General features: G+C 48.7%; 17 protein-coding genes. 2 read left to right on the top strand and 15 right to left on the bottom strand.

Translation table 11 applies throughout. The features are described from left to right. Positions 1-161 precede the first annotated feature (161 nt). The 10 genes from EDI28_RS00570 to ccmA all read right to left on the bottom strand — a co-directional run bounded on the left by EDI28_RS00570 (position 162) and on the right by ccmA (position 8,302). Positions 162-977 carry an MlaA family lipoprotein gene (locus EDI28_RS00570; protein WP_128781905.1) on the bottom strand — a complete coding sequence of 272 codons (816 nt, stop codon included), beginning with the start codon at positions 975-977 and terminating at the stop codon, positions 162-164. Positions 978-1,053: 76 nt separating this feature from the next. After that, the gene (gene ccmI, locus EDI28_RS00565) at positions 1,054-2,280 is read right to left on the bottom strand and encodes a c-type cytochrome biogenesis protein CcmI (RefSeq protein WP_128781904.1); all 1,227 of its coding nucleotides are present in this window, start codon (positions 2,278-2,280) and stop codon (positions 1,054-1,056) included. Beyond that, on the bottom strand, positions 2,280-2,783 hold the full coding sequence (locus EDI28_RS00560; protein ID WP_128781903.1) for a cytochrome c-type biogenesis protein: 504 nt from the start codon (positions 2,781-2,783) through the stop codon (positions 2,280-2,282). The genes ccmI and EDI28_RS00560 overlap by 1 nt, the downstream gene beginning before the upstream one ends. Continuing rightward, positions 2,780-3,334, bottom strand: a complete 555-nt coding sequence (locus EDI28_RS00555; protein WP_128781902.1) for a DsbE family thiol:disulfide interchange protein — start codon at positions 3,332-3,334, stop codon at positions 2,780-2,782. The genes EDI28_RS00560 and EDI28_RS00555 overlap by 4 nt, the downstream gene beginning before the upstream one ends. Further along, on the bottom strand, positions 3,334-5,316 hold the full coding sequence (locus tag EDI28_RS00550) for a heme lyase CcmF/NrfE family subunit (protein WP_128781901.1): 1,983 nt from the start codon (positions 5,314-5,316) through the stop codon (positions 3,334-3,336). The genes EDI28_RS00555 and EDI28_RS00550 overlap by 1 nt, the downstream gene beginning before the upstream one ends. Beyond that, on the bottom strand, positions 5,313-5,798 hold the full coding sequence (gene ccmE / locus EDI28_RS00545; RefSeq protein WP_128781900.1) for a cytochrome c maturation protein CcmE: 486 nt from the start codon (positions 5,796-5,798) through the stop codon (positions 5,313-5,315). Before ccmE ends, EDI28_RS00550 begins: the two co-directional genes overlap by 4 nt. After that, positions 5,795-6,001: a heme exporter protein CcmD gene (gene ccmD / locus EDI28_RS00540; RefSeq protein ID WP_128781899.1), complete on the bottom strand. Its 207-nt coding sequence runs from the start codon at positions 5,999-6,001 to the stop codon at positions 5,795-5,797. Before ccmD ends, ccmE begins: the two co-directional genes overlap by 4 nt. A 7-nt stretch (positions 6,002-6,008) precedes the next feature. Further along, a complete protein-coding gene (locus EDI28_RS00535; RefSeq protein ID WP_128781898.1) occupies positions 6,009-6,740 on the bottom strand; it encodes a heme ABC transporter permease in 732 nt (243 codons plus the stop codon). A gap of 236 nt (positions 6,741-6,976) precedes the next feature. Then, positions 6,977-7,645: a heme exporter protein CcmB gene (gene ccmB, locus EDI28_RS00530; protein WP_128781897.1), complete on the bottom strand. Its 669-nt coding sequence runs from the start codon at positions 7,643-7,645 to the stop codon at positions 6,977-6,979. Between the two features lie 6 nt (positions 7,646-7,651). Then, complete coding sequence (gene ccmA / locus EDI28_RS00525) at positions 7,652-8,302, bottom strand: cytochrome c biogenesis heme-transporting ATPase CcmA (protein ID WP_128781896.1); 651 nt, start codon at positions 8,300-8,302, stop codon at positions 7,652-7,654. 336 nt (positions 8,303-8,638) lie between these two features. Between ccmA and EDI28_RS00520 the strand changes: the two genes are divergently transcribed. Both EDI28_RS00520 and EDI28_RS00515 read left to right on the top strand, forming a co-directional pair. Continuing rightward, positions 8,639-9,256 (top strand): hypothetical protein, encoded by a 618-nt coding sequence (locus tag EDI28_RS00520; RefSeq protein ID WP_128781895.1) that lies wholly within the window; start codon positions 8,639-8,641, stop codon positions 9,254-9,256. A gap of 78 nt (positions 9,257-9,334) precedes the next feature. After that, entirely contained in the window at positions 9,335-9,628 is a 294-nt protein-coding gene (locus EDI28_RS00515) for an EscU/YscU/HrcU family type III secretion system export apparatus switch protein (protein ID WP_128781894.1), read from the top strand. 24 nt (positions 9,629-9,652) lie between these two features. Here EDI28_RS00515 and EDI28_RS00510 read toward each other — a convergent pair whose 3' ends face one another. Genes EDI28_RS00510 through EDI28_RS00490 form a run of 5 tightly spaced genes read right to left on the bottom strand, consistent with a single transcriptional unit; the run spans position 9,653 to position 13,782 of the window. Beyond that, on the bottom strand, positions 9,653-10,087 hold the full coding sequence (locus EDI28_RS00510; protein WP_128781893.1) for a DUF2802 domain-containing protein: 435 nt from the start codon (positions 10,085-10,087) through the stop codon (positions 9,653-9,655). Beyond that, entirely contained in the window at positions 10,087-10,581 is a 495-nt protein-coding gene (locus EDI28_RS00505) for a chemotaxis protein CheW (RefSeq protein WP_128781892.1), read from the bottom strand. The genes EDI28_RS00510 and EDI28_RS00505 overlap by 1 nt, the downstream gene beginning before the upstream one ends. Positions 10,582-10,603: 22 nt before the next feature. Next, positions 10,604-11,854, bottom strand: coding sequence for a chemotaxis protein CheW (locus EDI28_RS00500; protein WP_128781891.1), 1,251 nt, complete (start codon positions 11,852-11,854; stop codon positions 10,604-10,606). Beyond that, a complete protein-coding gene (locus EDI28_RS00495; RefSeq protein ID WP_128781890.1) occupies positions 11,844-12,623 on the bottom strand; it encodes a ParA family protein in 780 nt (259 codons plus the stop codon). Before EDI28_RS00495 ends, EDI28_RS00500 begins: the two co-directional genes overlap by 11 nt. A gap of 10 nt (positions 12,624-12,633) precedes the next feature. After that, positions 12,634-13,782 carry a protein-glutamate methylesterase/protein-glutamine glutaminase gene (locus tag EDI28_RS00490; protein ID WP_128781889.1) on the bottom strand — a complete coding sequence of 383 codons (1,149 nt, stop codon included), beginning with the start codon at positions 13,780-13,782 and terminating at the stop codon, positions 12,634-12,636. Positions 13,783-13,793 lie beyond the last annotated feature (11 nt).

The raw sequence follows: 13,793 nt of genomic DNA, 5'->3' as shown, positions 1-13,793 counted from the left end.
TGCAAAGTAACAGTTAATTGCCATGAAATGCATGTTACACTGTCAGAATATTGACAGCACTGCAACAACGTCAACATTCAGATTTATTAGCTTGTCTTGGATGATGCAATTAAATCTGACGCTTTTTGTTGAGTTGTCGTTATACTAGACGTAAACACCAATCACTCATCCACCTCATCCAGAAAATCATCCAGATACTCTTCGCTTTCAGGCTCTTCGGCGACACTTTCGCCACCTGTGGCACGGAAGTTCTTGTTCTGGATGTAAGCATCTCGGGTAAATATATACGGATCAGGAGAGTCTTTTAGCAGTCCTTCTTGCGAAACAAGAGCGGCGCGGTCTTCCATGCCTTCGAAGGCCCACTTGCCTAAGCTCTGCCAGAATGTCAGCAAGTTAAGCGGGAAGTAAAGTCCGTCAACAAAATCGCCAGCGCCTTCACGCAGGGTAACAGGGCCATAAACGGGAACCATAAAGTAAGGGCCGTTTTCTACGCCGTAATAACCCAATGAGTCACCGAAGGCGCGCTCGCTTGGCTTGGTAATATCAGCCGCTGTGGCGATATCGATTAAGCCAGCCAAACCAAAAACGGAGTTGATCCAAAAACGGTTAAAATGGGTGACGGCTTCTTCACCATCAAGCATGATAATGCTGTTGATCATGTTGGCGGGTTCATCCAGGTTAGACAGAAAGTTACGGATCCCTGTTCTGACCGGGGAAGGAACATAGTCTACATAGGCAAGAGATACTGGGCGAGCTACATACGGGTCGAGATAATCATAGTTAAGCTCCCACATAGCGCGGTTGAACCCTTCAAATGGGTCATAGGTACCTTTGACATTATATTGGGTTACCTGCTCAACGTATTCAGCATTGGTTTCCGTTGCCGTTTCTTGATTTAGAGCCTCATCATTTGGCGTCTCGGCACAGCCTGAGAGCCCAAGAATCAAAAGCAGTGATAAAAGGGTTGTTCTTTTCAAAGGTTTATTCCACGAAAATAAAAAAAGCAGACCGGACAATGATATCCAGCCTGCTCTATGAGTTCCAGCGAAGTTATCAGTATTGCTTATCAATCACCACATTTGTGGAGCCGCCAAGCGAAATTACATCGCTCTGACCATACCAGTCGCCTTTCTTGGTCATCACATTACCATCAGTATCAATACGCGCTTTAACAATCATATTGGGTAACGACGACATCAAACGTTCAGGGATCATGCTATCGCTATCGCTCAGCGTTAGCATCAACGGGAACTGAGACAACGGCATCCGACGTGCTGCAACAGGCATCGGTGCGCCATCAGCAGAATGCACTGAGATAATAACCAGCCCCTGCGTAGGCAGATTGACGGATGAGCCTAGCTCCACTTTCACCGAGACAGTCTTTGTCGGGATAGCAGCCTGTTTGCTTACCTGAGTGATCTGAGCCTGCGCTCGTTCAATACTGCGGTCCAGCATCTTGGCTCGAGGATCATCTTCACCAATCATCTTCTTCATCATGGTCCAGTATGAGACGGCCTGCGGGTAATCTCCACGTTCAAACGAATCGAAAGCCAACAGTGACATCGCACGAATATTGGTGTGATCCTGCTTGATAACACTGCGTAATAGCTGGCGTGCATAGTCGCTCTTAGCCGGATCACCAATCAACATCAGAGTTTGGGCATAGCTCAGCTGAACCTCAGGATTTCCTGGTTCCAATGCATACGCACGCTTCATTGCTCCCTGTGCTGTATCAGCATCGCGATTCGCCATACCGATACGACCAAGCAGCAACCAACCTGTCGCATCATTCGGGTTATCATGCAGACGGGTACGCAGTGCCAAGGTCAAATCGTTCATCTCGGCATCACTCAGCGGATCGGCACTTTGCTCATCCATCAGACGCTTCGATAGTTCAGGTAGCTGCGCGACTGTCTGTTGCCAAGATTCCACCTTATCAAGATTGCCGACACTGAAGTACATGCCGTAACACACACCCACCAGCAAAATAAGACCAGGGATCAACATGGCAGTACTTACCGCCGTTTTTTGCTGATCAGTATGCACTGGCACGTCATCAAGCAATGACTGCTGCAACTCAGACACCAGCTCACCCTGATTAGAAACCAAGCCTTCGCTGGTTTCTTCTTCCAACTCGTCAATACGATCTTTAAAGAAGGCTTTGTTCAGCTCATCACGGCTAGCGATATCATCTTGCGTTTTGCCATACAGCATAGGCACAATGAAAATAGCTGCAGCGATCAGAACCAAAACAACGGTTATTAGCCAAAACAACGTCATTACTTCACCTTCCCGTTGTTATTCGGTTGTTGTTCCATTTCTTCCAACAGTGATTTCAAGCGTTGTTCTTCATCTGCTTTCAGCTTTACTGTTGTTTGCTTCTCTCCATTTTTGCGAGAGCGCATCACCAACACCGTAAAACCGATCAACACAAACAACAATGGACCAGCCCACAGGATGATCGTTGACAGCATCAGCGGTGGATCGTAGGTCACAAAGTTGCCATAACGGGCAATCATATAGTCGACGACATCTTGCTCGCTTTTACCTTCGCTTAGCAAATCAAACGCCTTCTGCCGCATATCTTTGGCCAGTTCAGCATTTGAATCCGCGATGGTGTTGTTCTGACATTTAGGACAGCGCAGCGTTGCAGTCAGGTTGTGGAAAGCTTGTTCCTGTTCAAGAGTTTTAAACTCATAAACATCAATGGCTGCCGATACTGGAAGCGCAGCTGCCAACACAAGGCTAAGCCCCAGAAGTATGGCTGTGATTCTTTTGATCATCCCTTCGCTTCCTCCAGCAGTGCCTGATACATCGGCTCAAGCGTGTCTGCCCAGTTGCGCTCATTAACATCGCCAACATGGCGATAACGAACGATACCCTTGGCATCAATCAGGAAGGTCTCTGGTGCGCCATAGACCCCCAGATCCATCCCTAACATACCGTTACCATCGAACAGGCTATGAATATAAGGGTTACCTAACTCGTTTAACCACCGGACAGCCTTGATACGCTCATCCTTATAGTTAAGACCAATGATCTTCACGCCTTTACTTGCCAGATCATTGAGGTAGGTATGCTCGGCATAACACGTAGGACACCATGTCGCCCATACATTCAGCAGCAGTGGCTCACCTTTGAAGATATCCTGCTCGTACAACTTGCCCGTTTCAACCAAGTCTTCAAGTTTGAAATTCGGTACAGGTTTACCCACCAATACCGACTCAAGCTTGGTCGGATCGTCACCGCCTGCATTGCGGGTCAGCTGGACCATAAATACCATCGCCAGAGCCAAAAACAGTACCAGAGGTACAAACAATAATTTCTTATTCATCAGTTAACCTCTGCTTGTTTGGCGGCTTTAGCATTGCCAACTTTAGCTTTCTTACGAAAACGGTAACGTTTATCACTAATTGCCATCACGCCACCTAAGGCCATTAGTACTGAGCCAAACCAAATCCAGTTTACAAATGGTTTGAAGTAAATTCGGACAGCCCAGGCACCATCGTCCAGTCTCTCGCCCATGGCGACATACAGGTCGCGGGTAACACCGCTGTCGATAGCCGCTTCGGTCATCATCGAGCCAGCTGTAGTATAAAAACGTTTCTCTGCGTGCAGAGTGGTCTCATGCTTACCATTACGGGTAATATTGAAGTCAGCGATATAACCGTCATAGTTCGGGCCATCGGCATCACGCAGACCGGCAAAGTTAAAATCATAACCCTGCACCTGTATGGTTTCGCCCGGAGCCAACCGAACATCCCGCTCGATATCGTAGTTGGAAACCAACGTCATACCGATCACAGAGACGGCCAGGCCAATATGACCAAGCATCATCGCCCAGTGGCTACGACCTAGTTTGCCCAAACCCTTCATGAAAGTATGGCGGTGCGTGGCACGCTGGTAGAGCTCGAACCCGTGCATCACTACGATCCAAACCGCCATGACTAAACCCAGTATCGCCATTGGCTCCATGCTGTCAGTAAACAGCATTATGGCCAAAAACGAGAACGGCAGCGTGATCGCCGCAGAGATAATCATCGGCTTGGTGATGTTCGATATATTATCGCGTTTCCAACGCACCATTGGGCCAATACCCAGAATGAAGGCAAACGGGATCATCAGCCATGTAAACAGAGTATTGAAGAACGGAACACCAATTGATACAGAACCAAGACCAATCTGCTTGTGGATCAACGGTAACAGGGTGCCGATCAACACAACCAATAAGCCGGCAATCAACAACAGGTTATTAGCAAGCAGCAGGTTCTCACGCGAGAACAGGCTATAGTTACCACGCGCTCTAATTTGACCACCGCGTAGTGCATACAGCAACAAAGAACCGCCGATAACGACGACAAGGAAGCCAAGAATAAACATGCCTCGCGCCGGATCTGATGCAAAAGCATGCACCGACACCAAGACACCAGAACGAACGAGGAAAGTACCCAGTAAGCTTAGCGAGAACGCTGAAATTGCTAACAGCACTGTCCAGGCTTTAAATGTACCGCGTTTTTCCGTAACAGAAAGTGAGTGCATCAATGCCGTGCCCGCAAGCCATGGCATGAAAGATGCGTTTTCTACCGGATCCCAGAACCACCAGCCACCCCAGCCTAGTTCATAGTAAGCCCACCATGAACCTAGTGCGATACCAAGAGTCAGGAATGACCATGCAGCAATCGTCCAAGGACGAGACCAGCGCGCCCAGGCCGTATCCAGACGACCTGTCATCAGTGAGGCAATAGCAAAGGCAAAAGCCACAGAAAAGCCGACATAGCCCATGTACAACATCGGCGGGTGAATGATCAGACCCGGATCCTGCAACAGCGGATTCAAATCACGGCCATCAACCGGGAAGAAAGGTAAGGTACGTAGGAACGGGTTGGAAGTGACGATGATAAACAGCAGGAAACCCACTGAAATCATACCCATTACCGCCAAAACCCGAGAAACTGATTCTAACGGCATACCTCGGCTGAACATGGCAACGGCTGCTGCCCAAGTTGCCTGGATCAATACCCAAAGCAACAGTGAACCTTCATGCGCCCCCCAAACGGCGGTGATACGGTAGTACCACGGCAATAGGCTGTTGGAGTTACTGGCAACATAGGTTACGGTGAAATCGTTAGTGTAAAATGCCCAGCACAATACGATGAATGACAACAGCAACATGCCGAACACACCGAAAGTCAGTGGACGAGCCATTCTCATCATTGACTGGTTGCCGACAGAGGCACCATACAATGGATAGATACTTGCGAGGATCGACAGACCCAACGCAACAATCAGGCTAAAATGCCCTAGTTCTGCAATCATTGAACACTACCCTGCATCTGTTCTTCGCTATATTGAAGAGGTTCATGGGTTTTCTTCATCGCTTCAGCAACTTCCGGCGGCATATACTCTTCATCGTGTTTTGCCAACACTTCGTGAGCTTCTATTGTCGTTGGATCAATCAGCACACCCTGTGCCACGATGCCCTGACCTTCACGGAACAGATCCGGCAAAATACCATCGTACTTAATAGTAACTGCCGGGCCGACATCTGCCACATCAAAACGTACGATCAGCGACTGTGGATCACGTTGAACCGACCCCACGACAACCATACCGCCAATTCGCAGACGCTGCCCTACTTCGGGCTTGGTACCATCAGGCTTACCTTGTACCAACTCGGTAGGGGTGTAGAACAGGTCCATATTCTGGTTTAACGCATATAGCATCAAACCAATCGTTGCGCCGAGGCCCAGAACTAACGCCAACACTAACGTCAGGCGTTTTTTTCGTCTCGGGTTCATAGTGTGTTCTCCAGTTTTTTCGCTTCTTTAATACGGTGCTCACGAGCGATTTTGTTCTTGATTTCTACCGCAAGGCGGCGTTTTTTACTCAGACTTGAAATTAAAATCCACAGTAGTGCGGCAAAGGAGATGCCATAGGCCCCCCAGACATAAGATGCGTAACCACCCATCGCTAAAAAGTCACTGAAAGATTCAAAATGCATGATGGCCTCACTTCATTAATTCGCGTACCCAAGGGCGATGACTTTCACGGGCAATGATTTCATTGCGTAGACGTACCAGTGTTACCGCACCAAAGAAACAGGCAAAGCCGACAATATTCAGTAACAGCGGCCACAGCATGCTGCTATCCATCGACGGTTTATCAAATTTCGTAATTGTGGCACCTTGGTGCAGTGTATTCCACCACTCAACCGAGAAGTGGATGATAGGCAGGTTAATCACGCCGACCATCGCGAGAATACCCGCAGCCTTTGCCGCCGTCTTCTGATCATCGAAGGCGCTATAAAGCGCGATTACACCTAGATACAGGAACAGCAAAATCAGCTCGGAAGTCAAACGGGCATCCCATACCCACCAGGCTCCCCACATCGGTTTGCCCCAAATAGCACCAGTGAGTAGAGCAATCACGGTAAAGACAGCACCTATAGGCGCCATTGCCGCAGCTGCCATATCGGATAGCCTGATCTGCCAGACCATACCGATAAAGGCGGCAATCGCCATCGACATATAGGCCCCCATCGACCAGATGGCCGCAGGAACATGAAGATAAATGATCCGGAAACTATCGCCCTGCTGGTAATCTGTCGGGGCAAACATTAATCCCCAGATAGTACCGCCAATAATTCCCAACATCGCAATAATTGAGAACCAAGGTAACAGGGTACCGCATAGACGGTAGCAATTTTCAGCTTTCGCGTAGGGATGTAACCACTTCCACATATTTCTGCTCTACTCGTATAATTGTAATAAGTACGTTTTCAGCCAGCGTATCGTTCACTATCAGTGAAGAACAACATACTAATGAAACACTTCTCATCATTCATTCAGGATAAGCAAAGTTGAATACCTCCTTTGAGGTACTTACTCGCCTAACCTTCGCTTCCTTGTTCTTGCTCAAAATTGTCTCATGAGATCCATTATTATGAGACATATTACTCAAGTCTAATTGTAATCTTTTATTGCACACTAATTCGTAATGAAGCGGCAACGGCAAATGGTGCCAACGTGGCCGAGCCAACCAACATCGCTCCCATCAATGCTAGTTGCCCATTGAAAGCCATGCCAAGGCTGGCTGCATCAATGGCAGAAGTTGCAAAGATAAGCACGGGGATATACAGCGGCAAAATCAACAGGCTCAACAACACGCCACCTTTGCGCAGCCCCACAGTCAGGGCAACCCCTATTGCCCCGAGAAAACTCAATGTCGGCGTACCGATAAGCAGTGTCAGTACCACTGCCTGCCACGTCTGCCAATCTAGCGATAGCAAAATTGCCAGCAACGGGCTGATCAAAAGCAAAGGTACACCGGTAAGTAGCCAATGTGCCACCATCTTAGCAAATGCCAGCACCGGCAACGGGGTCGGCATCAGCAGCATCTGCTCAAGCGAGCCATCGACAAAGTCATCTCGAAACAAACGCTCCAGTGACAACAATGCCGCCAGCAAGGCCGCCACCCAAACAATACCTGGTGCAATCCGAGCCAACAGATTCGGCTCCGGTCCTACTCCCAACGGGAACAGGGTGATCACAATGATAAAAAACCACAACGGGTTAAACACATCAGCCTGACGACGAAATGCAATCAGCAGTTCACGTCGAATGACTTGAAAAATAGCGCTTAGCATCCTGAACTACTGCCCCAACTTAATCTTCCGTAAATGATTACTGTCTGTAAACATATCCTGGTGAGTCGTAAGCAACACCACACCACCACGCTCGACATGCGACAGGAATAACTGTTCCAGCACTTTCACGCCTTGTTTATCGATGGCCGTTAATGGCTCATCCAGAATCCATAGCTTATGATTGCTTATCCACAAACGGGCCAATGCCACACGGCGCTGCTGGCCGGCTGAAAGCTGACCGGCAGGGACATCTTCCCGCCCGGCAAGACCGACATGAGCCAGTGCCTGCCATAAGCACTCTTCGCCGCTAACCTGCGGCTTACCCTTCAAACCAGAGCCTTCCGTATTGGTATGCATTGCCTGGAAAAAAGCCAGGTTTTCAAAAGCGGTCAGCTCACGCTTTACCCCGGTCTGGTGACCGAGGAACAGCAAATCCTGGTAGTAGTCTTCCCGTGCTGATTCGATCTTTTCGTTATTCCAGCACACGTTACCGCTGTCTGCTCGCCCGAGACCGGCAATGATCCGCAGCAAGGTTGTTTTTCCGGCGCCGTTATGTCCCTCAACCTGAACCAGCTCTCCCGATGAAACGGAAAAACTCAGGTCATCGAACAATACCCGCTCGTCACGGACACAGCTTAATTCTTGTACAGACAACATATTAAATGATGTATCCTAGGTGACACAATTTAGCGGGCATATTACCACACTGGTCCAGAATTTTGTTAGACACCCAGTTGTATACTTCTATCACTTAGGTTAGTAATTGTGACATACATGCGTATCGATAACCTCCAAGCCTCTGCTTTAACTAAGAGTGGACAACTACACCCTAAAAAAGTGCCAGGAAATGAGACAAATCACAAATTACCTCAAACCGTGAATACCAATATCCCTATTAAGGGACAAATTTCCCAACTCTCTCAAGTATTAATGCAAATGAATGTGCTGCAACGTTTTTTTACAACTTTTGTAGCACTCGCTTCTAGTTCATCGATGCCATCATCACCTATTGTGACTAATTTGCTGTCTCAGCTTCTAATGCCTGAAAATCAAGCCACTCTCATACAATGGCTTAGACAAGGTGCAGGCAAGCAAGTGCTGGCCCAGCTGTTGGAACAATCTAGGCAATCAGATAGTCCGCTAAAACAGTGGTTACTACAGCTTCCTGCTGATAAGCAGGAGGAGTTCAGTGCATTGCTCAAACTCGCAGCAGAACAACGGTTGGCTCCTGCCGTAAAAGACACGGATACCACCTTGCTGCAACTACACCTGCTGCAACCGAACGGTCGCGAGCTGAAATTGTCAGTGGAAAAAGATCCCGGCTCTGGTGCAGGTAAAAAATCTAACCATTCTCCCAAATGGACCATCCGGCTGGCGTTGCCTGTCGGTCACGACGATACCGTGCATGCAGTTGCTGTATGGGAAAAAGAAACGTTGGCGCTACATTTTGAATCCGACAGCAGAAACTGGCTTCAGCGAACTGAATCACTTTCACCTATTCTGACCGAGCGATTGGCAATACTGGGGATCCAAAGTGAGCCTGCTACATTTACGTTTCGCCCCCCGCAAGTTTCCGAGCCAAAGAGAGAGGGGCTGTCGATCCTGATATAGACAGAATCAGAATTAGCCCTAACATCACATGGCCTTAGGCACGCAGCAAGTAATAACGACTATGTGGAAAAATCGAAAATGAATAACAAAAGTGCGATTGCACTACACTATGACGGGCAGCAGACTCCAACCGTTACGGCCAAGGGCTATAACCAATTAGCCGAACACATTATTGAACAAGTAAAACAGCAGGGTGGCTTGATCCATCACGACGAGGCCTTGGTTAATTATCTCAATAATCTTGAAGTGGGTGATGAAATTCCGGAAAACCTCTATCGAATCATCGCTGAATTGATTGCTTTTTCCTGGTTACTAAACGGAAAAACCCCTCCCGGCTGGGAAGGGCTCTCTAGTATTGATGAGCAAGTTTAATGTGACTAAATAAAGACGGCTTTTTCAACGCCGTCTTGGTTGCGCCATCTTTTGTTGCAAGCGCAGCAAAAGTTCCGCTTCCGCCTTCGGCAAATCACACTCTTCCATCAGCTCATTGACATCGGCGCCTAGCTCAACCATTTTACTGGCTCGGCTGTAGAGTTTTCCATCAGGATCCAGCATGGCCATTTCACCCTGCCGATCTGATATCATCTCAAGGTTTTCGGCCATATCAGCAAGCTTCTGGCTCATACCTATCGTCCCAGCTCGCAACTCAGTAAACTGCTTGAGCAGACTTTCATGCTGATGCCGAGAGTTTTTCAATACCAATTCTGTTGCAGCAAATTTTGCTTCCAGTGCCTGACGGGCCTTACGCTCACGACGAACCATCAGCCATGAAACAAACACGGCAAGTATCGCGACGGCAACCGGCAACCATTGCAAAATGAGGTTTAGCATTACAAGTACGCCATCTCATCCCATTCTTCGTCAGACAGCAACTTGTTCAGGTCAACCAGGATCAACAGCTCACCATCACGGTTGCTCACGCCCTGGATAAACTTAGCACTCTCTTCAGTACCCACACTTGGTGTACTGTCGATTTCTGAACTGCGTAGATAAACGACTTCTGCTACGCTATCAACCAAGATACCAATAACCTGCTTCTCAGCTTCAATAATCACGATACGGGTATTATCAGAAATTTCACCTGGCATTAGGCCAAAGCGAGAACGGGTATCAATAACCGTAACCACGTTACCACGCAGATTGATGATACCTATAACGTAATCTGGAGCACCTGGTACTGGGGCAATTTCCGAGTAGCGCAATACTTCTCGTACCTGCATCACATTGATGCCGTAGGTTTCCTCTTCCAGCTGGAAGGTTACCCATTGCAGTACTTCATCGCTACCGTCTTCTTTTTGTATTTCGGCTACACTAACCTGTGACATGCTGTTTCCTCTTTGGCCTTGCTCACATTACACTCTTAACATCTAAACCAGCATTGAGCATAGATATTAGTTCGCTAACATGAATTAGAGCACACATTTTTTCTTTAACCATTCCGGCAAGCCAAGGGCGTTTACCCGCCTGTTCCCGCCAACGAACACTCTGCTCTGTCAAAGTTTCAGTTCCGTGGAGTACATTACATGCCAATCCCCACTTACTTTCCCCTAACATCACGATATAACGATATTCTTCCTGATGTTCATTCGAACTCAGTTTCTCAGGCATCACCCAGCGTGCAGTATCGACTACATCTAGCTGATGCTCTCGGTTTGTCATCAGCCCAAGATACCAAGGCGGACGCCCCAGTAGGTGGTTCACCTCTCCAAGCTGATGAATGCCCCCCAATTCAGTCAACGGTACCGCAAAAGTTACGCCATTGACTTCAAAGAAAAGCGCCTGGAACTCAGCATCCCTGTCCTGTTGTTGTCGCCATACATCCGGAGGTCCGTCGCTTCCTGGCTGCGTTTCCGGAGCAACAAGCTCTTCAGGCTGTGCTTGTTCAGGTTCAGGGGCTGGTTGTTCTACTTCAGGTTCTAATTCTACGTCATTACTTTCAGGTTCAACAGAAAAAGGCTCAATTGCCGGTACTGTCGCCGTCTCTTCCAAAACGACTTCTTCAACAACCTGTTCCGCCAATTCGACAGCAAGTTCCATCTGCTCGGTAATAAGCGCATCTGATTCATGCCGGATCTCTGACTGCATCTGGCTCATTTGGCTAAGCAGTCGCTGAACCCCTTCCAGCTCAGTCTGCGGCTTTTCAGCAAAAAGAATTGAAGATTTGCTTTCTGGCTGCCGAGTCTCGACGGGCTCCTCCCGAACCTGAGGTACCCAGCCTGATGCTTTGTCTGACGGTGGTGACAGGTTTATCTCGACGGAGATAGTCGCTTGCCCCTCCTCGTCCGAGTCACCCGAAGGTTCCGACAGCTGCTCAAAATCAAACGGTGCCGCATTATCATCTTGAATCTGGTGTTCAGGCTCCTGCTCAGAGCCCGAATCATCGGATACAACCGTATCACTAGCCTGCTCGAGATCTTGCTGCGTTCCGCTATCGATCTCATCAATCAGAGGCGACGGCTCTTGTGCAGGCTCAACGTCTTTCGTATCAATCCCTTTCGTATCAATATCTTCCGACTCAACCTCTTCAGGTTCAATCAGTAGATCAAAAAAGTAATCATCCAGTGCCTGTTCACTGGAAAGACGATGCTTATCGTTCATCTTGATCCAGACGCTCCAGATAATTTAATAGGGTCTTATAGGCAAAGACACCCCGACAATTTCGCGCATACAACGAAGGCGGCATATGCTTGATACTGGCATCGCGAAACTTGGTATCGATCGGCACCGCCGATGCCCAAATCTGCTCGGGAAATCGGACTTTCAATTCTTGCAAAGTCTGCAACGATGCCCGAGTTCGCTTGTCATACATTGTTGGAACAATAGTTACCCGGAAGCCTGACGTGCGCGATTTTTGCATGATCTGAAGGGTACGCATCATTCGCTCAAGCCCCTTCATGGCCAAAAACTCGGTTTGTACCGGGATTAAAATCCTGTCACTGGCCGCCAGGGCATTAACCATCATCACACCAAGGATCGGCGGACAATCAATTAAGACATAGTCATAGTCATCAGTCAGGCTGTTCAAGGCCTTTTTGAGAACCAATCCCATTCCGCCGCGGTTGCCCATTACCCGATCAAGTGTCGCCAGCGACATATGAGCCGGAATGATATCGATATTCTTGAATTGGGTATTCAAGATAATCGGACGAACAGAGTTTCGCGTAACATCTGTAAGCTGAAACAAATCGAACAAGCTGGCCGGTACTTCATCGGCATCAAAATTAAGGTAGGTCGTCAGCGACGAATGAGGGTCGGTATCGACCAACAGCACCCGCTTGTTGCGCTCACTCAATAACCCGGCAAGACTTACCGTGGTTGTCGTTTTGCCTACCCCGCCTTTTTGATTAGCGATACTCCAGACGATCAAAGCAAACTCCCTACGACAACCCGATCTCAACCAAGATGCGCTCGGCAATCCGATCTAACGGTAAGTCTTCACTGGAGATACCAGCTTTTGCCACAGCTTGCGGCATTCCATAGACAACGCAGCTTTCCTCGTCCTGTGCCCAAATAGTCGAGCCGCTGGATTTAAGCATACGCGCACCTTCTCTGCCATCGGCTCCCATTCCGGTCAGAACCATCGACAGCACTTTATCGTGATAGATTTTTGCCGCCGAACCAAAGGTCACATCGACACAAGGCTTATAGTTCATCCGTTCGCCGCCATCGATAATACGAATACGTGACGAACCCGGACGACCGTCCAGCATCATTTGCTGGCCACCTGGTGCCAAATAGGCCATTCCAGGTTTAAGAGCGTCCCCATCCTCTGCCTCCTTAACCCCAATCTTGCACAGGTTATTCAGACGAGCGGCAAAAGCGGCGGTAAACGTCGCTGGCATGTGCTGAATTAGCACAATCGGATAAGGAAAGTTGGCCGGTAACTTGGTCAAAATTTTCTGCAGCGCAACCGGACCTCCTGTCGAGGTTCCAATCGCCATTAACTGGTATTTTTTACCCGATGATTTGAATCGAGCCATTGGCTTGGCTGGCGCTGCAGTACGCGGAGCCGGACGAGTTGCCGTTCCTGTCGCTGTCGTCGCCCTGCCAAGCGCTGGTTTGTTCAGCTCTCGGCCAGCAGCCGGAGCTGGTGTCGCAGCCGGACGTACCGAGCGGCGCATAAACACACGTTTGCGTGCCAGCTCGCCCACCCGCTTCTGTAGCAGACTGACCGCTTCATCGCGGTTACGTGCGATATCTTCAAATTTCTTCGGCAAGAAATCCAACGCACCGGCATCTAAAGCATCCAGTGTTGCCTTCGCACCTTCGTGAGTCAGTGAGGAGAACATCAGAATCGGGGTCGGTGCGCTTTTCATAATTTCGCGCACGGCAGTAATACCGTCCATCACCGGCATTTCAATATCCATGGTGATGACATCTGGCTGAAGCTTGTTAGTCAGTTCAACCGCCTCTTTGCCATTAACGGCACTGCCAACCACCTCAAGTCGAGGATCGGAATTGATTATTTCACTGACACGGCGGCGGAAAAAGCTTGAATCATCCACCACCAATACTTTTACTGCCATGTTGTCTTTAT

It is taken from the genome of Photobacterium chitinilyticum, assembly GCF_004104355.1.
GTDB lineage: Bacteria > Pseudomonadota > Gammaproteobacteria > Enterobacterales > Vibrionaceae > Photobacterium > Photobacterium chitinilyticum.
The sequence above is the reverse complement of the archived record's forward strand: the minus strand, read 5'-3'. Positions and strand labels throughout refer to the sequence as shown.